The organism is Streptomyces sp. NPDC046909 (assembly GCF_040644695.1).
In the GTDB taxonomy this organism is placed as follows: Bacteria; Actinomycetota; Actinomycetes; order Streptomycetales; family Streptomycetaceae; genus Streptomyces.
On sequence record NZ_JBEYXC010000007.1, the window covers coordinates 37,322 to 57,522 of the forward strand.

At 72.0% G+C, this 20,201-nt stretch carries 22 protein-coding genes; 14 read left to right on the forward strand and 8 right to left on the reverse strand.

The annotated features are described in order from the left end of the window. Positions 1-28 precede the first annotated feature (28 nt). The 3 genes from ABZ928_RS23765 to ABZ928_RS23775 all read left to right on the forward strand — a co-directional run bounded on the left by ABZ928_RS23765 (position 29) and on the right by ABZ928_RS23775 (position 3,276). Positions 29-1,474 carry an MFS transporter gene (locus tag ABZ928_RS23765; RefSeq protein ID WP_361522349.1) on the forward strand — a complete coding sequence of 482 codons (1,446 nt, stop codon included), beginning with the start codon at positions 29-31 and terminating at the stop codon, positions 1,472-1,474. A gap of 63 nt (positions 1,475-1,537) precedes the next feature. Continuing rightward, complete coding sequence (locus ABZ928_RS23770; RefSeq protein WP_361522352.1) at positions 1,538-2,263, forward strand: NUDIX domain-containing protein; 726 nt, start codon at positions 1,538-1,540, stop codon at positions 2,261-2,263. Beyond that, the gene (locus ABZ928_RS23775) at positions 2,260-3,276 is read left to right on the forward strand and encodes an ADP-ribosylglycohydrolase family protein (RefSeq protein WP_361522355.1); all 1,017 of its coding nucleotides are present in this window, start codon (positions 2,260-2,262) and stop codon (positions 3,274-3,276) included. The genes ABZ928_RS23770 and ABZ928_RS23775 overlap by 4 nt, the downstream gene beginning before the upstream one ends. Here ABZ928_RS23775 and ABZ928_RS23780 read toward each other — a convergent pair. The 3 genes from ABZ928_RS23780 to ABZ928_RS23790 are packed head-to-tail and all read right to left on the reverse strand — an operon-like array spanning position 3,273 to position 4,956. Next, positions 3,273-3,686, reverse strand: coding sequence for a Rieske (2Fe-2S) protein (locus ABZ928_RS23780; RefSeq protein WP_361522357.1), 414 nt, complete (start codon positions 3,684-3,686; stop codon positions 3,273-3,275). The genes ABZ928_RS23775 and ABZ928_RS23780 overlap by 4 nt on opposite strands. Next, the gene (locus tag ABZ928_RS23785; protein ID WP_361522360.1) at positions 3,683-4,267 is read right to left on the reverse strand and encodes a DUF6529 family protein; all 585 of its coding nucleotides are present in this window, start codon (positions 4,265-4,267) and stop codon (positions 3,683-3,685) included. Before ABZ928_RS23785 ends, ABZ928_RS23780 begins: the two co-directional genes overlap by 4 nt. Before the next feature lie 26 nt (positions 4,268-4,293). Next, positions 4,294-4,956 (reverse strand): hypothetical protein, encoded by a 663-nt coding sequence (locus ABZ928_RS23790; protein ID WP_361522363.1) that lies wholly within the window; start codon positions 4,954-4,956, stop codon positions 4,294-4,296. A 164-nt stretch (positions 4,957-5,120) separates the two neighbouring features. Here ABZ928_RS23790 and ABZ928_RS23795 point away from each other — a divergent pair, with 164 nt between their 5' ends. The 6 genes from ABZ928_RS23795 to der all read left to right on the forward strand — a co-directional run bounded on the left by ABZ928_RS23795 (position 5,121) and on the right by der (position 10,147). After that, complete coding sequence (locus tag ABZ928_RS23795; protein ID WP_361522366.1) at positions 5,121-5,546, forward strand: YidB family protein; 426 nt, start codon at positions 5,121-5,123, stop codon at positions 5,544-5,546. 112 nt (positions 5,547-5,658) lie between these two features. After that, on the forward strand, positions 5,659-6,021 hold the full coding sequence (gene aroH, locus ABZ928_RS23800; protein ID WP_361522368.1) for a chorismate mutase: 363 nt from the start codon (positions 5,659-5,661) through the stop codon (positions 6,019-6,021). Next, positions 6,018-7,103: a prephenate dehydrogenase gene (locus ABZ928_RS23805; protein WP_361522370.1), complete on the forward strand. Its 1,086-nt coding sequence runs from the start codon at positions 6,018-6,020 to the stop codon at positions 7,101-7,103. Before aroH ends, ABZ928_RS23805 begins: the two co-directional genes overlap by 4 nt. 139 nt (positions 7,104-7,242) lie before the next feature. Then, positions 7,243-7,929, forward strand: coding sequence for a (d)CMP kinase (cmk, locus tag ABZ928_RS23810; protein WP_361522373.1), 687 nt, complete (start codon positions 7,243-7,245; stop codon positions 7,927-7,929). Next, on the forward strand, positions 7,887-8,588 hold the full coding sequence (locus ABZ928_RS23815; RefSeq protein ID WP_361522374.1) for a lysophospholipid acyltransferase family protein: 702 nt from the start codon (positions 7,887-7,889) through the stop codon (positions 8,586-8,588). Before cmk ends, ABZ928_RS23815 begins: the two co-directional genes overlap by 43 nt. Positions 8,589-8,668: 80 nt before the next feature. Beyond that, positions 8,669-10,147 carry a ribosome biogenesis GTPase Der gene (gene der / locus ABZ928_RS23820; protein WP_361522376.1) on the forward strand — a complete coding sequence of 493 codons (1,479 nt, stop codon included), beginning with the start codon at positions 8,669-8,671 and terminating at the stop codon, positions 10,145-10,147. 54 nt (positions 10,148-10,201) lie between these two features. Here der and ABZ928_RS23825 read toward each other — a convergent pair whose 3' ends face one another. Together ABZ928_RS23825 and ABZ928_RS23830 are read right to left on the reverse strand one after the other, a co-directional pair. Then, positions 10,202-10,603, reverse strand: a complete 402-nt coding sequence (locus ABZ928_RS23825) for a hypothetical protein (protein ID WP_361522379.1) — start codon at positions 10,601-10,603, stop codon at positions 10,202-10,204. A gap of 76 nt (positions 10,604-10,679) precedes the next feature. Continuing rightward, positions 10,680-11,462 carry a hypothetical protein gene (locus tag ABZ928_RS23830; protein WP_361522381.1) on the reverse strand — a complete coding sequence of 261 codons (783 nt, stop codon included), beginning with the start codon at positions 11,460-11,462 and terminating at the stop codon, positions 10,680-10,682. A 504-nt stretch (positions 11,463-11,966) separates the two neighbouring features. Here ABZ928_RS23830 and ABZ928_RS23835 point away from each other — a divergent pair. After that, entirely contained in the window at positions 11,967-12,596 is a 630-nt protein-coding gene (locus ABZ928_RS23835; RefSeq protein ID WP_361522383.1) for a transglycosylase family protein, read from the forward strand. 118 nt (positions 12,597-12,714) lie between these two features. Beyond that, complete coding sequence (locus ABZ928_RS23840; RefSeq protein WP_361522386.1) at positions 12,715-13,377, forward strand: transglycosylase family protein; 663 nt, start codon at positions 12,715-12,717, stop codon at positions 13,375-13,377. Here ABZ928_RS23840 and ABZ928_RS23845 read toward each other — a convergent pair. From ABZ928_RS23845 to ABZ928_RS23855, 3 genes are read right to left on the reverse strand one after another with little or no spacing between them, the layout of a single operon-like run. After that, complete coding sequence (locus ABZ928_RS23845) at positions 13,310-13,993, reverse strand: ATP-binding cassette domain-containing protein (RefSeq protein WP_361522388.1); 684 nt, start codon at positions 13,991-13,993, stop codon at positions 13,310-13,312. The genes ABZ928_RS23840 and ABZ928_RS23845 overlap by 68 nt on opposite strands. Then, the gene (locus ABZ928_RS23850) at positions 13,990-16,629 is read right to left on the reverse strand and encodes an ATP-binding cassette domain-containing protein (RefSeq protein WP_361522390.1); all 2,640 of its coding nucleotides are present in this window, start codon (positions 16,627-16,629) and stop codon (positions 13,990-13,992) included. Before ABZ928_RS23850 ends, ABZ928_RS23845 begins: the two co-directional genes overlap by 4 nt. Further along, complete coding sequence (locus ABZ928_RS23855; RefSeq protein WP_361522393.1) at positions 16,629-17,102, reverse strand: hypothetical protein; 474 nt, start codon at positions 17,100-17,102, stop codon at positions 16,629-16,631. The genes ABZ928_RS23850 and ABZ928_RS23855 overlap by 1 nt, the downstream gene beginning before the upstream one ends. 112 nt (positions 17,103-17,214) lie before the next feature. On the opposite strand from ABZ928_RS23855, the gene ABZ928_RS23860 reads away from it, so the two are divergent. From ABZ928_RS23860 to ABZ928_RS23870, 3 genes are all read left to right on the forward strand, one after another. Beyond that, positions 17,215-17,775, forward strand: a complete 561-nt coding sequence (locus ABZ928_RS23860; RefSeq protein ID WP_361522396.1) for a hypothetical protein — start codon at positions 17,215-17,217, stop codon at positions 17,773-17,775. After that, positions 17,744-19,039: an ABC transporter substrate-binding protein gene (locus tag ABZ928_RS23865; protein WP_361522399.1), complete on the forward strand. Its 1,296-nt coding sequence runs from the start codon at positions 17,744-17,746 to the stop codon at positions 19,037-19,039. The genes ABZ928_RS23860 and ABZ928_RS23865 overlap by 32 nt, the downstream gene beginning before the upstream one ends. Before the next feature lie 66 nt (positions 19,040-19,105). Beyond that, positions 19,106-20,182, forward strand: coding sequence for a YafY family protein (locus ABZ928_RS23870; protein WP_361522401.1), 1,077 nt, complete (start codon positions 19,106-19,108; stop codon positions 20,180-20,182). The last annotated feature ends 19 nt before the right edge of the window (positions 20,183-20,201 follow it).

The following is a 20,201-nucleotide window of genomic DNA, read 5'->3' on the forward strand; positions in this document are numbered from 1 at the left end:
GTGAACGACTCTCACGGAAGGCACTCTGATGACCGAAGCAACCGCAGCGACCGCGGCAACCGGAGCGGCCGGAGCACTCGCAGGCCCCCTCCGGAAACCTCCTGCCGCACCGGCCCCGCCGCACCGCGGCTGGACCGTCGTCCTCTCCGGGCTCGGCGCCCTGCTGTGCGCCCTCGACGTCGTGGTCGTCTCCACCGCCCTGCCCGCGCTCCAGGCCGACTTCGGGGCGAGCCTGTCCCAGCTGGAATGGACGATCAACGCCTACAACCTCGTCTTCGCCTGCCTCACCCTGACCGGCGCCGCGCTCGGCGACCGGTTCGGGCGACGGCGGATGTACGTCGTCGGGCTCGCCGTCTTCACCCTCGCCTCCGCCCTCGCGGGCTTCGCCGCGGGCTCGGGCCAGCTCATCGCGGCGCGCGTGGTGCAGGGCGCCGGCGCGGCCGTGCTGCTGCCGCTCACGCTGACCCTGATCAGCGAGGCCTTCCCGGCGGAGAAGCGGGGCGTGGCGATCGGCGTGTGGGGCGGTGTGAGCGGGCTCGGGGTGGCCGCCGGGCCGGTGCTGGGCGGGGCCGTCACCGAGGGCCTGTCCTGGCAGTGGATCTTCTGGCTGAACGTGCCCCTCGGGCTCGCGATGCTGCCCCTCGCCGCCCGCAAACTCACCGAGAGCCGCGGGCCGCGCCCCCAGCTCGACATCGTCGGCCTGGTGCTGGCGGCCGTCGGGCTGACCGGCCTGGCCTGGGCGCCGGTCCGGGCCCCCGAAGTGGGCTGGGGGAGCGTCGAGGTGCTCGGCGCGCTCGCGGTCGGGATCGTGTTCGTGGCGGGGTTCCTGGGCTGGGAGCGCAAGGGCGCCCGGTATCCGATGCTGACGCTCGGGCTGTTCCGCCGGCGCGGTTTCTCCACCGCCAACGCGGTCGGCTTCCTGGCGTTCGCCTCGCTGATCGGCGCCCTCTTCATGATCACGCAGTTCTTCCAGACCGGGCTCGGCTACAACCCGCTGGAGGCCGGGGTGCGCATCCTGGTCTGGAACGCCATGCCCCTGCTGGTCGCCCCGGTCGCGGGCGCCCTCGCGGACCGGTTCGGCACCCGGCCCTTCATGGTCGCCGGCATGGCGCTCCAGGGGGCGGGCCTGGCCTGGCTCGCCCGGCAGGTCGAACCCGGCGTCGGCTACGGCAGCCTCGTCGGCCCGCTGATCGTCGCGGGCATCGGCATCTCCATGGTCTTCCCGAGCGTGGCCAACGCCGTGACCTCCTCCGTCCCGCTCGGCGACGCGGGAGTGGCCGCCGGGGTCAACAACGCGCTGCGCGAACTCGGCGGTGTCTTCGGGGTCGCCGTCGCCGCGGCGGTCTTCACGACGTTCGGCGGCTATGCCTCCCGGACCGCCTTCCTGGACGGCTGCGGGCCCGCGCTGTGGGTCTCGGCGGGTGTCGCGTCGGCGGGGGCGGTGGTGGCGGTGCTGGCTCCGCGCCGCGGTTAGGGGCTTGTGGAGACGTCCTCACCCTCTTTATAGTCGTACTGACTATTAAGGGGGTGGGTTCGCGTGAGCACCGAGAAATATGACAAGCACGCCTACGAACCCTTCGCCGTCACCGTCGACCTCGCCGTCCTCACCGTCGCCGAAGGCGCCCTGCACGTCCTGCTCGTCGAGCGCGGACAGGAGCCGTACACCGGACACTGGGCGCTGCCCGGCGGCTTCGTGCGGCCGGACGAGTCCGCCGAGACGGCCGCCCGGCGTGAACTCGCCGAGGAGACCGGGCTGTCGGACGTCTCCGGACTGCATCTGGAGCAGCTGCGGACCTACAGCGAGCCGGACCGCGACCCCCGGATGCGGGTCGTCTCCGTCGCGTTCGCCGCGCTGCTGCCCGACCCGCCCCAGCCGCACGGCGGTACCGACGCGGCCGACGCCCGCTGGGCGCCGTACGACAAGGCCCGGCCGCTCGCCTTCGACCACGACCGGATCCTCGCCGACGCCCGGGAACGGGTCGGGGCCAAGCTCGAATACACCTGCCTCGCCACCGCGTTCTGCCTTCCCGAGTTCACGCTCGGCGAGCTCCAGCACGTGTACGAGACGGTGTGGGGGACCGTCCTCGACCGGCCCAACTTCCGCCGCAAGGTGCTCGCCACGCCGGGCTTCGTCGAACCCGTACCGGGTGCCGCCCGGTTGACCGGTGGCCGGGGGAAACCGGCCGCGCTGTACCGCGCGGGCACGGCGACGACGCTCCATCCGCCTCTGCTCCGAACGCCTCGGGAAGGACGTCCCGCATGACCACCACCACCGTCAGGAAGCGCGCCGCGACAGGGGCCCTGCTGGGGCTCGCCCTCGGGGACGCGCTGGGCTTCCCGACCGAGTTCAACGACGTGCCGTCGATCCTCGCCAAGTGCGGGCCGTGGCGGGAGATGGAGCTGCCGAGGCCGGCGATCGTCACGGACGACACACAGATGACGTTGGCCGTGGGGCGTGCGCTGAGGACCGCGACCGACCGGGGAGTGCTCTCGCCTCAGGAGCTGGCGGAGCCTCTGCGGCAGGAGTTCATCGCCTGGAACCGCTCCCCGGAGAACAACCGGGCCCCGGGCAACACCTGCCTCAGGGCCTGCGAGTTGCTGGAGCGCACGGACCTCTGGCAGGACGCCAGCCAGATTCACTCCAAGGGCTGCGGAGCCAACATGCGCGTCGCCCCCGTCGGGTTGGTACCAGGACTGAGCGACGAACAGCGCGCCGGCGCCGCCCAGTTGCAGTCCGCCCTCACCCACGGCCACCCCACCGCGCTCGCCGCGTCCGACCTCACCGCGCACGCCGTACGACTGCTCGCGCAGGGCGCCGAGCCGACCGGACTGGTCGGGCTGCTGCGGTCGTACGCCGTCGAGAACCGCACCCGGTACCACGAGCGCTGGCTCGGCGACCTGTGGACCCGGAGCCAGGACCCGACCCCCGAGCACTTCATCGCGCGGGGCTGGGACGAGTGCCTGGAGATCCTCAACCGGCTTCAGGAGGCGGTGCGTTCGGTGTCGCCGGAGACCGATCCGTGCCTCGCCACCGGTGAGGGGTGGATCGCCGAAGAGGCGCTGGCGACCGGCCTGTTGTGCTTCCTGCTCTTCGTCGACGAGCCGGTGACGGCCCTGCGGCGGGCCGCCTGCACGGCCGGTGACTCCGACTCGATCGCCTGCCTCGCGGGCGCCTTCGCGGGGGCGTACCACGGGGCGGACGTGTGGCCCGTCGCGTGGGCGGACCGGATCGAGTACCAGAGCGAGTTGGTGACGCTGGGCGCGCTCTGGGACTAGGCCAGCTGGATCGAGTCGCCCTGCACGCTGATCTTCTTCTCGGCCAGCGGCTGGGTCGCCGGAGGGTGTGCCACCGAGCCGTCCGTGATGTTGAACTTGCTGCCGTGGCAGTTGCAGTTGATGGTGCCGCCGGAGACGCTGGCCACCGGGCACTGCTGATGGGTGCAGATGTTGGTGAAGGCCTTGAACTCGCCTTCCTTCGGCTGGGTGACGACGATCTTCTCGTCCTTGAAGATCTTGCCGCCGCCGACCGGGATGTCGCTCGTCTTCGCCAGCTCCTGACCGGCGGAGGCCTCGACGGTGTCCGATCCCGAGTCGTTCTCGTCGCCGTACTCGCCACAGCCGACGGTGAACGCCGCGGCGCCCGTCGCGAGGAGGACCGAACGTCGCGTCGGGCCTTGCATCGTCATGTCGTCACTCCGAAGGTGCGGAAGAACCAGAGGGCGGAGGTCAGCCAGATGATCGTCAGCGCGGTGAAGACGAGCCCGCCGACGATCGGCAGCAGCCAGTTGGGAAGGCGCTCCGAGCGGAGCAGCAGCATCTTGGCACTGAAAGCACCGAAGAAGAAGCAACCCAGGAGGGAGTGCCAGAAAACGCGCGTTTCGTACGTCTGATAGCCGAGCGCGTACAGGCAGTGCACCGCCACCGGGACCGCGACCAGGAACGCGGCCCGGCCCGACCAGCGGTGCAGCCGCCCCGACCAGCTCGGGCCCGGCAGCTTGCCGTACATCATCAGCGCCGAGAAGAACTGGACGACCGCGAAGAAGACCGCGACCGTGGCCATCCACGACTTCACCGCGCCCGTGCTGCTGAAGCCGGCGAGGTTGAAGGCGGTCCCCGCCGGGTCATGCGTCTTGCCGTACACCCCGAGGCCGACCGCCACCGCGGCGGCGACCAGGGCCGGGACCAGATAGCGGGCCGCGCTCGGCGGCCGCCCGGCGGGCTGCGGAGACGGGAATCCCTGGGTGGCGGCGTTCGGGTCGACGGTCATGTCGGCTCCCTCGTACGGACTGGAGTTCAGGGGGTGACGGGGCGGGCCGTGAGCTGCTGTCCGTCGACCGTCACCAGACCGGTCTCCGGGTCGATCTCGGGTGCGGGGGAGGGCTTGCCGTTCTTGTTGAGGATGCCGACCTGGGTGCCGTCCTTCAGCACGATCCAGCCGCCGTCGAACTTCGCGCTCCGTACGGTGGCGGTCGCCCGGTACAGGCCCGACGGCTTGATCGCCTTGTCGGCGGTGAAGGTGTAGTGCCCGCCGCCGATGTCGACCGTGCCGCTGATCCGCTTGCCCTCCTTGAGGGTGCCGTTCAGCACGGCGCCGCCCTTGGCGGTCAGCTTCATCGTGCCGTCGTCCTCTACGTCGCCCTTGAGCCACGACTCCTTGTCCCGGCCGTCGCAGAAGTACGCGATCGCCCTGCCGTCGCGCAGGGAGACGGCGACCGCGGAGGAGTCGTCGTCGGTGCGGCCCGCGTAGTCGGCGTTCGGGATCGGTGACTTCGACGGTGAGGGCGAGGGTGATGCCGTGGTGGGCGTGGGGCTCGGTGACGCCTTCGTGCTCGGTGACGGCGACTGCTCCACCGACGACGACGCGGTCTTCTCACCTGTCGTCGCGTTCAGCGACAGCATGAACAGGCCCACCAGCAGACCCGCGAGAAGAGTGAACAGCGGTCCGGAACGCTTCATGAAAGGGCCTCCCCCGAGGCGAGCTTCCTGCTATGAGAGCGGACACGGGGGCCGGAGTCCAGGGGCGCATCGGTGTGTTTTCGCCCCAAGTAGCGGAGCTGTGACATTCGGGTGACATTGGCATGGTCCGTACTCCCGGACGGCGACTCCCGAAAGGCGTGATCATGGCGGGTGACGATCTCGGCGGTCTGCTCGGCGGCCTCCTCGGCTCGGGCGGCACCTCCGGCGGGGGCAACATCCTGGGCGCGCTGCTCTCCGCCCTCGGCGGCCAGAGCGGTCAAGGTGCCGGCCAGAACGGTCAGGGCGGCGGCTCCCTCGGCGGACTCCTCGACATCCTCGCCAGGTCCGGGCTCGCCGAGCAGAAGGACTCCTGGGTCGGCAGCGGCGCCAACCAGTCCGTGACCGGCGCGCAGATCCAGGAGGCCCTGCCCGACGGCACCCTCCAGCAGGTCGCCGAGCAGACGGGCGTCTCCCCGGACAAGGCCGCCGACGAACTGGCCCAGGTGCTCCCCGGGGCCGTCGACAAACTCACCCCCGACGGACAGGTGCCGGCCAGCCTCGAAGAGCTCGCCCGGCAGCAGAACCTGTAGATACCCCGGCGATACCTGTAGGCGTCTCAGCGATCGGGCGGCGCACACCGCCCCGACGCGGGCTGACTAGGCTGGATGTACCAAGAGCCGTACATCAGCGAGGAGCAGAGCCGTGGCGGTACGAGCGGTCCGGGGCGCCGTCCAACTCGAACGGGACGAAGCCGGCCACATGGACGAGCAGGTCGGCGCCCTGCTCACCGCCGTCCTGGAGCGCAACGAGCTCACCACGGACGACCTGATCAGCATCTGGTTCACGGCCACGCCGGACCTGCACAGCGACTTCCCGGCGGCCGCGGCCCGCAAGCTCGGCATCGTCGACGTACCCCTGATCTGCGCCCAGGAACTCGACATCGAGGGCGCCATGCCCCGGGTCGTGCGGATCCTCGCGCACATAGAGTCCGAGCGGCCCCGTACCGAGATCAACCACGTCTACCTCGGTGCCGCGGGCGCTCTGCGCAAGGACATCGCCCAGTGAGAACCGCACTCGTCATCGGCACCGGCCTCATCGGTACGTCCGCAGCGCTGGCGCTGGCCGGCCGGGGCGTCCAGGTCCACCTCGCCGACCACGACCCCGAGCAGGCCCGCACCGCCGCCGCGCTCGGCGCCGGGACCGACGAGGCGCCCGAGGGCCCCGTCGACCTCGCGATCGTCGCCGCCCCGCCCGCCCATGTCGCCGCCGTGCTCGCCGACGCCATGCGCCGGGGCGTGGCCCGCGGCTACATCGACGTGGCCAGCGTCAAGGGCGGCCCGCGCCGCGAGCTGGAGGCGCTCGGCCTCGACCTCTCCTCCTACATCGGCACGCACCCCATGTCGGGCCGCGAGAAGTCCGGCCCGCTGGCCGCGACCGGCGACCTCTTCGAGGGCCGCCCCTGGGTGCTGACCCCGACCCGGGACACCGACACCGAGGTCCTGAACCTCGCCCTGGAGCTCGTCTCGCACTGCCGTGCCGTACCGGTCGTCATGGACGCGGACGCCCACGACCGCGCCGTCGCGCTCGTCTCCCACATGCCCCACCTGGTGTCCAGCATGGTCGCCGCACGCCTGGAGAACGCCGAGGAGGCCGCCGTACGGCTGTGCGGTCAGGGCATCCGGGACGTGACCCGGATCGCCGCCTCCGACCCCCGGATGTGGATCGACATCCTCTCCGCCAACCCCGGGCCGGTCGCCGACCTGCTCACCGATGTCGCCGCCGACCTGGAGGAGACGGTCCAGGCCCTGCGGTCCCTCCAGTCCTCCGACGAGGCCAAGCGCGGCGAGGGCGCCGTCGGGATCGAGGATGTGCTGCGGCGCGGGAACGCCGGGCAGGTGCGGGTACCCGGCAAGCACGGGACCGCCCCGCGGACGTACGAGGTCGTGGCCGTTCTCATCGACGACCAGCCCGGTCAGCTGGCCCGGATCTTCGCCGACGCGGGACGGGCCGGGGTCAACATCGAGGACGTACGGATCGAGCACGCGACCGGGCAGCAGGCGGGTCTGGTGCAGCTGATGGTGGAGCCGCAGGCGGCGCCCGTGCTGAGCGCGGCGCTGCGGGAGCGGGGCTGGGCCATCCGGCAGTAGCCGTCCGTCGTCGCCCGCCCATGGTCGCCTGCCCGTGGTCATCCGCCCGTAAGGAGGCCTCTGGCGAGCCAGTACCCTTGTGCGGGGCCCCATCGCGCCCCGCACTCCCCGCCACACCGCACCAGGAAGGTGTCCTCCCGTGGAAAACGGCGCCGCCCAGCCCGTGATCGTCGCCATCGACGGTCCCTCCGGCACCGGCAAGTCGAGCACGTCGAAGGCCGTCGCGGCGCAGCTCGGTCTGAGCTACCTGGACACCGGCGCCCAGTACCGGGCGATCACGTGGTGGATGGTGACCAACGGGATCGACATCGAGGACCCGACCGCGATCGCCGCCGTGGCGGGCAAGGCGGAGATCGTCTCCGGCGACGACCCGGCGAACCCGACGATCACCGTCGACGGCACCGACGTCGCCGCCGCGATCCGCACCCAGGAGGTCACCTCCAAGGTCAGCGCCGTGAGCGCGGTGCCTGAGGTGCGGGCCCGGATCACCGAGCTTCAGCGCTCGATCGCGGCCGGCGCGGAGAAGGGCATCGTCGTCGAGGGCCGGGACATCGGGACGACCGTGCTGCCCGACGCCGACCTCAAGATCTTCCTCACCGCCTCCCCGGAGGCGCGTGCCGCCCGGCGCAGCGGTGAGCTCAAGGGCGCCGACGTCAACGCCACCCGCGAGGCCCTGATCAAGCGGGACGCGGCGGACTCCACCCGTAAGACCTCGCCGCTCGCCAAGGCGGACGACGCGGTCGAGGTGGACACCACCGAGCTCACGCTCGCGCAGGTCATCGAGTGTGTCGTCACCCTCGTCGAGGAGAAGCGGGCCGGGAAGTGACCGCGGGCTCTTCGGCGAAGGCGCCTTCCCTGCGGGGTGCCGAGGTCGGGCGGCGGATCGGCGTCGGCCTGATGTACGGGCTGTGGAAGCCGCGGGTGCTGGGGTCCTGGAAGGTCCCCGCGACCGGCCCGGTGATCTTCGCCGTCAACCACTCCCACAACATCGACGGCCCGATGGTCATGGGTGTCGCGCCCCGGCCGACGCACTTCCTGATCAAGAAGGAAGCGTTCATCGGCCCGCTCGACCCGTTCCTGCTCGGCATCGGGCAGGTCAAGGTCGACCGCTCGGGCACCGACCGCACGGCCATCACCCAGGCGCTCGACGTGCTCTCGGCCGGCGGTGTCCTCGGCATCTTCCCGGAGGGCACCCGGGGCGAGGGCGACTTCGCCGCGCTGCGCGCCGGGCTCGCGTACTTCGCGGTCCGCAGCGGCGCCCCGATCGTCCCGGTCGCCGTGCTGGGAAGTTCCGACAAGCCCGGACGGTTGATAAAGGGGCTGCCTCCGCTGCGCAGCCGCGTCGACGTGGTCTTCGGTGACCCGTTCGAGGCGGGCGACGGCAGCGGGCGGCGCACCCGCAAGGCGCTCGACGAAGCGACCGAGCGCATCCAGAAGCAGCTCACCGCGCACCTGGAAAACGCCAGGCGGCTGACCGGCCGCTAGGCGACACTGAGTAGTGGATCAAACCGGCAGAATCCGGCTGGTCCACCGATCACCACGATGAACGACGAGGTACGGACTTCATGAACGACCACATCCACTCCGAGGGCTCTTTCGCAGAGCACGACCACGGAGCGCTTGGCGATGCCGAGTACGCGGAGTTCATGGAGCTCGCCGCGGAAGAGGGCTTCGACGTCGAGGACGTCGAGGGCGCGATCGAGGAGGCCGGTCATGGACCGCTGCCCGTCCTCGCCGTCGTCGGCCGCCCGAACGTCGGCAAGTCGACTCTGGTGAACCGCATCATCGGCCGCCGCGAGGCCGTCGTCGAGGACAAGCCGGGCGTCACCCGCGACCGTGTCACCTACGAGGCCGAGTGGGCGGGCCGCCGCTTCAAGGTCGTCGACACCGGCGGCTGGGAGCAGGACGTCCTCGGCATCGACGCCTCCGTGGCCGCGCAGGCCGAGTACGCGATCGAGGCCGCCGACGCCGTCGTCTTCGTCGTCGACGCCAAGGTCGGCGCGACCGACACCGACGAGGCCGTCGTACGACTGCTCCGCAAGGCCGGCAAGCCCGTCGTCCTCGCCGCCAACAAGGTCGACGGCCAGAGCGGCGAGTCCGACGCGGCCTATCTGTGGTCCCTCGGCCTCGGCGAGCCGCACCCCATCTCCGCGCTGCACGGCCGCGGCACCGGCGACATGCTGGACGCCGTCCTGGAGGCCCTCCCGGAGGCCCCCGAGCAGACCTTCGGCACCGCGGTCGGCGGCCCGCGCCGCATCGCCCTGATCGGCCGCCCGAACGTCGGCAAGTCCTCCCTCCTGAACAAGGTGGCCAACGAGGAGCGCGTCGTCGTCAACGAACTCGCTGGCACCACCCGTGACCCGGTCGACGAGCTGATCGAACTCGGCGGCGTCACCTGGAAGTTCGTCGACACCGCCGGTATCCGCAAGCGCGTCCACCTCCAGCAGGGCGCCGACTACTACGCCTCGCTGCGCACTGCCGCCGCCGTCGAGAAGGCCGAGGTGGCGGTCATCCTGATCGACGCCTCCGAGAACATCTCCGTGCAGGACCAGCGCATCGTCACCATGGCGGTGGACGCGGGCCGCGCGATCGTCGTCGCCTACAACAAGTGGGACACCCTCGACGAGGAGCGCCGCTACTACCTGGAGCGGGAGATCGAGACCGAGCTCGGCCAGGTCGCCTGGGCGCCCCGGGTCAACGTCTCGGCACGCACCGGCCGCCACATGGAGAAGCTGGTCCCGGCGATCGAGACGGCCCTCGCGGGCTGGGAGACCCGGGTCCCGACCGGCCGCCTCAACGCCTTCCTCGGCGAGCTGGTCGCCGCCCACCCGCACCCGATCCGCGGCGGCAAGCAGCCCCGCATCCTCTTCGGCACCCAGGCCGGCACCAAGCCCCCGCGCTTCGTCCTCTTCGCCTCCGGCTTCATCGAGGCGGGCTACCGCCGCTTCATCGAGCGCCGTCTGCGCGAGGAGTTCGGCTTCGAGGGCACCCCGATCCATATCTCGGTGCGGGTGCGCGAGAAGCGCGGCGCGAAGAAGAAGTAGTCGCTGAAATACCGGAAGGGCGGCCCCAACTGGGGCCGCCCTTCCGGTATTCCGTCAGAACCCGCGCCGCTGACCGGGCGGCAGCGCAGCCGGCACATGCTGCACCATCGTCCCGTGCTGCCCGATCTGCCCGACCCGCTGCCACTGCGATTGCTGCTGCCCGACCCGGGCACTGTGCGCGCCCGCGCTGTAAGCGCTGTACGAGCTGCTGAACGACCCCGGCCGATACCCGCCGCCGTACGAGTCGGACCCGTGCGGAAGACTCCCGAAGGCGGTGAACCCCAGCCCCTCCTCACCACTCCGGTCACCCGGCAGCGAGCGGAACGACTTGACGTACTCGGCGTAGAGCGCGTCGTAGATCGGCGTGGCCGATGGGCCGCCAAGGGGGTCCGGGGCGGTCCGGGAGGCCGGAACCGAGGCGAAGGACTGGCGGCGGGGAACGTCGTAGGTGTGCACGTATGTCCAAACGACCCCGAACTACAAGAGATGCGGTTCGGGAATCGCCTTTAGGGGCGCGGGGCTGCCAGGCGCCTCACGTCCCGGCAAGCGGCAGCGCCGACGCGACCAACTTCCCGTTCGCCGCGGCCTTGTCGATCGCGTCCCGCAGCAGATCCTCACGTGGCTGCCGCCCGATCGACCCCACCGGAGCCGCGAACATCAGCACCTGCTGATGCTTGTTCGCCGCGGCCCGCCAGCTCTCCGTCACCTGCAACGGCTGATGCGCCTGCCACCAGGCGACCGACTGCCCGCCACCCGACCCGGGCTGGAGTACGGCGTGCAGCTGGCCCATGGCCAGCAGCACCGACCACCCGTGCAGCACCGGCGGCACCTCCGACAGTTCCGTCACCGGCATGAACCCCTGCTCGATGAGCAGCGGCAGGAAGTCGTCCCCGGCGCCGGTCGCGCCCGGCCGGACGATGGGCCCCGTCGGCTCCACCACGAGCGCGGGGTGCAACTCCCCGGCGATCAGCACGAGTCCGCTGGTGACACCGAGCACCGCCTGCTCGGGTACGACCTTCTCCGGCTCCAGGTCGACGGTGTCGCCGCTGATGGAGCGCACCGCCCCCTGGAGCTGCTCCTCGGTGACCTGGACGACCTGCGAGGGCAGACAGGTGGCGTGGGCGAAGGCGAGGACCGCGGTCTCGTCGCCGATGAACAGGACGGTGCTGGTGCGCTCCGCTTCGGAGTCGCCCGGAGTGCGGCAGGACGTGCAGTCGTAACTGCCGGGGGCGTTGTCGCCGGCGAGCAGCCGGTCGGCCTCATCGTCGCCGATCTCGGCGCGAACCTCGTCGCTGACGTCGAGCATGCGCGGCACGGGTGACTCCCTCAGGAACCGGTGCCCGGGTGGGTCCCGGGCTCATGAAGAAGACAACGGGCGATCTGTGGCGGGAGTCACGCTCCAGGGCGAACGGAATCGAACCATCCGACGCACAGGGTCACGCCGGGCCCGGAATCGGGCACTCCATGTCAATTACTGGGAAATCCAAGGAAGTTGGTTGCGTGAAGTGAGTCACAGATCGCCGGGACGACTGGTCGACAAATCAGGAAATCGGCGAATGAAGTGGGTGGCCGAAAAAAGCCGATACCCGGGGTAACGGCGAACTGGCCTGGAATGACAAGGAGTTGGTTGATACCGGGCGGTCGCCCTCCCTAGATTTCTCGGCCGTGTGCAACGAGCACCGCTCGGGATCGTCCGCCGGCCGCACCAGCCAGCTCGCAGCACCACCCTCCGGCGGACGGGGCGGAGCGCGACGACCCGCCCATGTGCGGGGAGCGTGCGCCGCCTTGGGGGACCCCGGGTCCTTCGAGAGGGATTTACATGTCCGAATGTGCCGATACCACTCGCGACAACGCTCGTAAGACCCGTACGACGGCGGCTCTCGCCGGAGCGGCCCTGCTCGCCCCGCTCGGGCTGCTGGCCGCGACCGGCAACGCCGCGGCGGCGGACAGCGGAGTGTGGGACCGCATCGCCCAGTGCGAGAGCGGCGGCAACTGGCACATCAACACCGGCAACGGCTACTACGGCGGCCTTCAGTTCTCCGCCTCCACCTGGCGCGCGTACGGCGGCACCGCCTACGCCGCGACGGCGGACAGGGCGAGCAGGTCCCAGCAGATCGCCGTGGCCACCAAGGTCCAGCACGCCCAGGGGTGGGGCGCGTGGCCGACCTGTTCCGCACGGGCCGGGGCGTACGGCAGCGCACCCTCGGCCTCCTCCGGTTCGACCACCACCAAGGCCGCCCCGTCCAAGCCGTCGAAGGCGCCGGCGCGTTCGAAGAGCCACACGGACCGCAGCGCGTCCCGTGGCGACTACACCGTCCGCAAGGGCGACACGCTCAGCGGCATCGCCGCCCGGCACGGGACCACCTGGCAGCGGATCTACGCCGCCAACAAGGCCGTCATCGGCGGTGATCCCGACATGATCGTGCCCGGGCAGCGACTCGAACTCTGAGAAGCTCCCCCCTCCCGGGCACGGGGCCCCGCCTGGTCGGTCCGCCGACCGGGTGGGGCCCTGGCACCTTCCGCCGCGTCTGTGCGGCGGTACGCGACGCGCTGCCCAGCATGGACCGATGCACCGCACGCCGATTTCCCGCAAGCCGCTCGAACTGCTCCTCGCCGTCTGCCTGCTCGCCGCGGCGGCCCCCGCGGCTCCCGCTCTGGCGTACGCCGCCCCGCCGCCCCCGGCCCCCGGTCCGCCGCCCACCCCCGTGCCGTACGACTGCGCTCGCGACGGCTGGCCCTGGAGCTGTATCGCCCTGTGCGAGAGCAGCGGGCGCTGGGACGTCAACACCGGCAACGGCTTCTACGGCGGGCTTCAGTTCTGGCAGCCCACCTGGGAGGAGTTCGGCGGCCTGAAGTACGCCCCGCGCGCGGACCTCGCCCCGCGCGCGCAGCAGATCGCCGTCGCGCAGGAGGTGCTGGCCGTGCAGGGCTGGGAGGCCTGGCCGGTCTGTTCCGCGCGGTACCGGCTCAAGGGCCGTATGCACACGGTGAAGCGCGGCGACACGCTCTCGGCGATCGCCGGCAAGTACGGCGTCCAGGGCGGCTGGCGGGCGCTGTACGAGGCCAACAAGGAGATGATCGGCCGCTATCCGGACCGGCTGAACGTGGGGACCCTGCTGGTGATCCCCAAGAACTCCAAGGACCCCAAGGATCCCCAGAGCGCTACCCGGGACCTGGCCGTGTTCGGTCCGCCCCTGTCGGCGGGTCCAGTTCGGCCGCCTCTCCGCTGAACACGACCGCGCCCCGGCGCAGTTCGTACACGAACGCCGCCCGGCCGTGCAGCACCGGCGGCAGCCGCTGCTCGGCGACGACCACGCACGCGTGGAGCCCGCTCAGCAGGTCGTACGTCCGGGCCGCGACCGCCGGTGACATGCCCTGCGCGGGTTCGTCGACGAGCACCACACGCGCGCGTGCCAGCAGGGCGCGGGACAGCGCGAGCATGCGCTGCTCACCGCCGGAGAGGGTGCCCGCGCGGCGGGGGAGGAGCGCGGCGAGCTGGGGGTAGGCGTCGAGGACCTCGTCGTACGACGGTGAGGCGAGCTCCAGGTTCTCGCGCACCGTGAGGGAGCCGAACACCGCCTGCCGCTCGGGGACCAGGCACAGACCGCGGCGGGCGCGCTCGTGCGCCGGCACGCGGGTCACGTCGGCGCCGTCCCACACCACGGCGCCCCCGGACAGCGGCACGGTGCCGGCGAGGGCGCGCAGGGCGGTCGTACGGCCGCTGCCGTTGCGGCCGAGCAGGACGGTGAGGCCGGGGCCCGGGGCGGCGAGGGTGATGCCGTGCAGGGCCTCCAAGGGGCCGTAGCGCACGCGCGCGTGGCGCAGGGAGATGGCCGGGGCGCTCATGGGGCCGCCGTCCACGCGGTGTCCAGTACGTGGTCGGGTGGGCCGGATGCGACGATGCGGCCCGCCGTCATCACGTGCACGACGTCCGCGAGGTCCGCCACCAGGTCCAGGTCGTGCTCCACCACGAGGAGGGCGGTGCCGTCGGCCGCGAGTGTCTTCAGTACGCGAGTCAGGGCGGTCACCTCCGCGGTGTCCAGGCCCGCCGCGGGTTCGTCGAGGAGGAGGACTCTCGGACTGCCGGCGAGGGCTCTCGCGAGTTCGACCCGGCGCAGGGTGCCGGTGGGGAGGGCGGCGGCGGGGAGGTTCTGGAGCGGGCCGTCCAGTGCGAGGAGTCGCAGGGCTCGTTCCACCGCGGTGGGGTCGGGGATACGGCCCTGTTCTGCGCCCACTCGTACGTTTTCGGCCACGGTCAAGGACGGGAAGATCGCGAGTTGCTGGAAGGTGCGGGCGATGCCGAGGCGGGTGCGGGCGTGGGCGGGGAGGGGGGTGATGTCGTGGGGGCCGAGGAGGATCTTGCCGGTGGTGGGGCGGAGGGTGCCCGCCAGGCAGTGGAAGAGGGTGCTCTTGCCCGCGCCGTTGGGGCCGATGATCGCGGTGACCTGGGCCGGGGGGATGTCGAGGTCGATGTGGTCGAGGGCGGTGAAGGTGCCGTAGCGGGCTTGTAGGTTGCGGGCTTTGAGGCTTGGGTTCCCGCCCGCAGCACGCGTCCTGCTTTCGTGGGCGGGGGCGGCAGTCGTGGCCACCAACGCCGGTACACGCGCCGCCCTTTGCTCCACTGCCTGCACTGGCCGCAGCCTCGCCCGCACTCCCTCCCCCAACGGCGTCAGCACCGCCCCCCGCCGCAACCGCAGCCTCCCCGCCGCCGCCCGCAACGCCTCGTACGGCCCGCCCGGGAACCGGCCCACCAGCACCGCCAGTACGCCGATCAGCGCCGCCGCCACCCCGCCCCTCGCCCCCGCGTCGAGCCCCACCAGGAGGGCCGCCGCCGTCAGGGCGCCCAGGGTGCTGTCGGCGCCCAGGACGACCACCGCGGCGAACCAGAGGAGGCCGCGGACGGGGTCGAAGGCGGCGGGGTCGAAGGCGCGCAGGCCCATGCCGAGCATGCCGCCGCCGAGGGCGGCCAGGGCGGCGCCCGCCACGAACGCCAGGAGTTTCAGGGACGGCACCCGGACGCCCGCCGCCGACGCGCCCGCCTCGTGGTCGCGCATCGCGGCCAGGGCCCGGCCCGTACGGCCCGTGCGGAGCAGGCGGGTGGTCAGCAGGGCCGCCGCCAGGAGCGTCAACTCCAGGACGTAGTACGCGCGGTCGCCCTCGAAGCCCGAGGGGCGGTCCAGGGACAAGCCCGACGTGGCGTACGGCTGGGCGAAGACGAAGCGGCTCACGCCCACGCCCACCGCGAAGGTGGCCAGGGCGAGCGCCAGGCCCTGGCGGGTGATCGCCGGCCAGCCCGTCAGGAGGCCCAGCGGGGCGACCAGGACCACCGCCAGCGCCAGCGCCGCCAGTTCCGGCAGGCGCGGCAGGCCCGGGAAGCGGCCCGCCGCCAGCAGGGCCGTGAACAGTGCGCCCAGCCCCGCGTACGCCGCCTGGCCCAGCGAGATCTGGCCGCCCCTGCCCGTCACCACCACCAGGGACAGCAGCACCACGCCCAGCGCCGGGACCTGCACCGACGTCTGGAGGTCCGAGCCCGCGAAGCCCAGGGGCAGCAGGAACAGGACCACCGCCACGATCCACGCGCCCGGAGGGGTCGGCACGCGCGCGGTGGCGGTGCGGGGCAGGGCGTCCCTGGAACCGATCCTCGGCAGCGCCAGCGCCGCGATCAGCAGGGCCACCACGAACAGGTTCGCCCCCACCGCCTGCAACAACGGCTCGCCCCAGCCCGTCGGATGCAGCCGCGTCAGCTGGCTCTGCGCCACCCCGATGCCCAGCGCCACCACCACCGCGACCGGCAGGCTGCGCATCCTCGCCGCCACCGCTACCGCCACCACCTCCATGACCAGCAGCGGCAGACCGTACGGGTCCAGGCGCACGTACGGGGCCAGCAGCACGCCCGTCAGGCCCGCCGTGAACGAGCCGAACGCCCAGCCCGCCGCGGCCACCCGGTCCGCGTCGATGCCGCCCAGGACGGCGAGTTGGCGGTCGTCCACGACGGCCCGCAGCTCCCGCCCGAAGCGGGTCCAGCGGATCACCGCCCCCACACCCGTCGCCAGGACCAGCGCGACCGCCAACTGGCCCCACGGGTCCGCCGACACCAGCTCCGGCGCGTCGTCCCGCGCCCCCTGCTCCCACACCAGCGCCGCCCCGCCCACCAGCAGCACGAACACGCCGATGGACGCCACCAGGGTCTGCGCCGGGTCGCTGCCCAGGACGGACAGCGGGCGGAAGACGTATCGCTCCAGGAGCACCCCCAGCCCGGGTGCCAGGACCAGCAGCGTCACCGTCGCGCCCGCCCACAGCGGCCAGCCCCACTCCACCACGCACTGCCGCAGCACATACGCGCACACCATCGCGATCGCCCCGTGCGCGAAGTTCAGGACCCCGGTCGCGCGGTACGTCACGATCAGGCCGATTCCGGTGAGCGCGGCGGCGCTGCCGACCGAGAGGCCGGCGAGGGTGAGGTCGTACGTGAGGGAGGACATCAGTCGGTTTCTTCGGCGGGCTCGCAGATGGGGCAGGGGCCGAGCTCGCCGCTCGCCACGAGCTTGGTGTCCACCGGTACGGCCTCGACCTTTCCGGAGACCAGCGGGCAGTCCGCGCGGTGCCACAGGGTGCCGCCCGGCACCATCAGCAGGTCGGCGCTGACCGCGAGCGGCGCCGTCGCCGGTCCCGACACCTCGGTGTCGGTGGGCTCGGTGGCGACCAGGAGGCCGTACAGCTCCTCCACGCGCAGCGCGGCGATGGTGGTGCGGCCGTGGGCCAGGAGGACCGCCCCGGCGATGATCAGCGCGGCGCCGGGGACCGTGCAGGAGGCCAGGTAGGGGAGCTGCCGCTCGGCGTAGCGCTCGCCGGAGATGCCGTACCAGCCGATGACGCAGAGCACCGCGCCCGCGGCGAGCGCGGCCCAGCCGGCCCACAGCACGGGGTGCACGGTCCGCAGTCGGGCTGTCCGCATCTCTGACTCCCAACACGTCAAGTGTCTGTCCATGTCAGCCGATGGCTTGCACTATGCCTTCTGCAAGCTGACCCTGAAAGCACCGGGCGCTCATGGCCCGGACCGACACCCGGTGGTGAGCCAGATGGTTCTCGGGAGCGACCGCACATGGGGGAACGGCGGCCGGGGGCTGGTGGCGGTGGTGTTCGCCCTCGCCGTGGCCCTGACGGCATGCAGTGACGACAGCGGCGGCGGCAGCGAGAGCACCCCTCCCACGCCCTCGGTGGAACAGACGAGCGAGTCGCCGAGCCCCTCCCCGAGCGGGCCGGCCGACCAGGCGGCGGCGGAGAAGCAGATCAAGGAGAACTGGCACAAGTTCTTCGACCCCAAGACCTCCACTAAGGAGAAACAGGCCGTCCTGGAGAACGGCGACCAGATGGGTCCCGTACTCCAGGCCTTCAGCGGTGACCAGCGCGGCGGGCAGGTGGAGGCGCAGGTCACCAAGGTCGAGTTCACCTCGGCGACCGAGGCGACCGTGACGTACACCCTGCTCCTGAACGGCGCCACCGCCCTGCCGGACGCCTCCGGGACCGCGGTCGAACAGGACGGCACCTGGAAGGTGTCGGTGACGACCCTGTGCGCCCTCGTCCAGCTGAGCGGCAATGCCACGGCGTCGGCCCTGCCGGGCTGCTGAGGCCCTCGCCGCGGTCCTGCTGCTCGCGGCGGTCACCGGGTGCGGGAGCCGGTTGCCGGAGAGCGACTTCGAGGGCCGCGGCGAGCGCGCGAGCCCCGCGCAGGACAGCGCGCCGATCCGGGTCGGCATCATCACCAGCGCCACCAGCCCGGTCGGCGGCGACACCTTCACCGGCCCCCGCGACGGCGCCAAGGCGTACTTCGAGCGCCTCAACGCGCGCGGGGGCATCGACGGACGCCGCGTGGAGGTCCGCGAGTGCGACGACGGCGGCAGCGGCGTCGGCAACAACACCTGTGTGCACCGACTGATCGACGAGGACGAGGTGGTGGCCCTCGTCGCCACCACCTCCCTCGACTACGCCGGGGCCTCCCGCGTCTCCCGCGCGCGCGTGCCCGACATCGGCGGCCAGCCCATCGGGGCCGCCTACGACACCTACCCGCACCTGTACGGCATCTACGGCAGCCTCGCGCCCCGGAACGGCACCACCGGCTGGGGCGGGCGGCAGTACGGCGGCACGGAGGTCTACCGCTACTTCAAGCGCGAGCACGGAGCCCGTACGGCCGCCGTCGTCTCGTACAACCAGGCCGCGTCCGCCGCCTACGCCCGGCTCGTCGAGCGAGGGCTGAAGGCCGAGGGGTACGAGGTGGTCAGCGAGCAGGTCGACTTCGCGCTGCCCAATTTCCGTGCCGTCGCGGCCGACTTGAAGGAGCAGGGCGTCGACCTCGTCTTCGACGCCATCGACGCGCACGGCAACGCCCGGCTGTGCGAGGCGATGGACGACGTCGGCGCCCGGGTCACCGCCAAGGTCACCAATGTGCAGAACTGGTCCTCCACCGTCGCCGAGGACTACAAGGACGCCCCGAACTGCCGCAACGCCCTGTGGGCCACCGGATCGAGCCGCAACTTCGAGGACACGGGACAGGACGCCGTACGGGAGTTCCGGGACGCCACGAAGGGGCTTGAGACGCACTCCCAGTGGCAGCTGGAGGGGTGGGCGGCCGCCAAGTGGTTCACGGACGCCGCCGAGTCCTGCGCCGACAGCGGCATCACGCGCGCGTGCGTCGACGCGTCCATGGACCGCAGCGAGGACTTCACCGCCGACGGGCTGCTCGTTCCGGTGCGGTTCGAACGGCTGGCCGAGCCGCCCGAGAGCCGCCGGACGTGTCTGTCGGTGGCGCGCTGGCGGGACGGCGAGGGATGGGTCTCGCAGGGGGACATGGACAGCAACTGTTTCGAGGTGCCGCAACTGCCGTTCTCGCCCTGATGAAGAACGCCCTGATGAACACCGGAACGCCCTGCCGAAGAACCCGCCCTGATGAAGAATTCGACCATGTTGGAGACCTCGGCACGACTGCTCCGCCTGCTCTCGCTCCTCCAGGCCCACCGCGAGTGGTCCGGCGCCGACCTCGCCGACCGCCTCGGTGTCACGCCGCGCACCGTGCGCCGGGACGTCGACCGGCTGCGCGAGCTGGGCTACCCCGTCAACGCCAGCCCCGGCACCGGAGGCGGCTACCAGCTGGGCGCCGGTGCCGAGCTGCCCCCGCTGCTCCTGGACGACGACGAGGCGGTCGCCGTCGCCGTGGGCCTGCGCACCGCCGCCGGACAGGGCATCGAAGGCATCGGCGAGACCTCGGTGCGGGCCCTCGCCAAGCTGGAGCAGGTCCTGCCGAACCGGCTGCGCCGCCGCGTGGGCGCCCTGAACGCCTTCACCGTGCCGATGCTGCGCGGCCCCCAGCCGAACGCCGTCGACCCGGCCGTCCTGACCGAGCTCGCCAACCTCTGCCGGGACGCCGAGCGCCTGCGCTTCGAGTACCGCAGCCGCCCCCACTCTCGAACAGACTCGAGCGGGGGGACCCCCATCGGCGAGCCCACCCGCCGTACCGTCGAACCGCACCGCCTGGTCTGCACCGAGCGCCGCTGGTACCTCGTCGCCTGGGACCTCGACCGCGACGACTGGCGGACCTTCCGCGTCGACCGCATCACCCCCAAGCCGCCGCACGGTCCCCGCTTCACCCCGCGTACGCCCCCGGCCGAGGATCTCGCCGCGTTCGTCTCCAAGGGCGTCTCCACGCGCGCGTACGCCGCGCAGGCCGCCGTACGGCTGCTGGTGCCCTTGGAAGAGGCCGCCGAGCGTGTGTCGCCGTCGGCGGGACAGCTCGAACCCGACGGGCCGGACGCGTGCATCCTGCGCACCGGAGCCGCGAGCCTCGATGTGATGGTCATTCACGTCATGCTGATGGGCTTCGAGTTCGAGGTGCTGGAGCCCGCCGAGCTGACCGAGGCCATCAGGACCGCTCGGGACCGGCTTTCTCGCTCTCTGGCTCGGGCTGAGGAGCGAACGCCGCGTACTCGGGATGGTGCAGATCGAACGCCGGGGACTCGGAGCGGATCCGGGGCAGCGTGCTGAAGTTGTGCCGGGGCGGCGG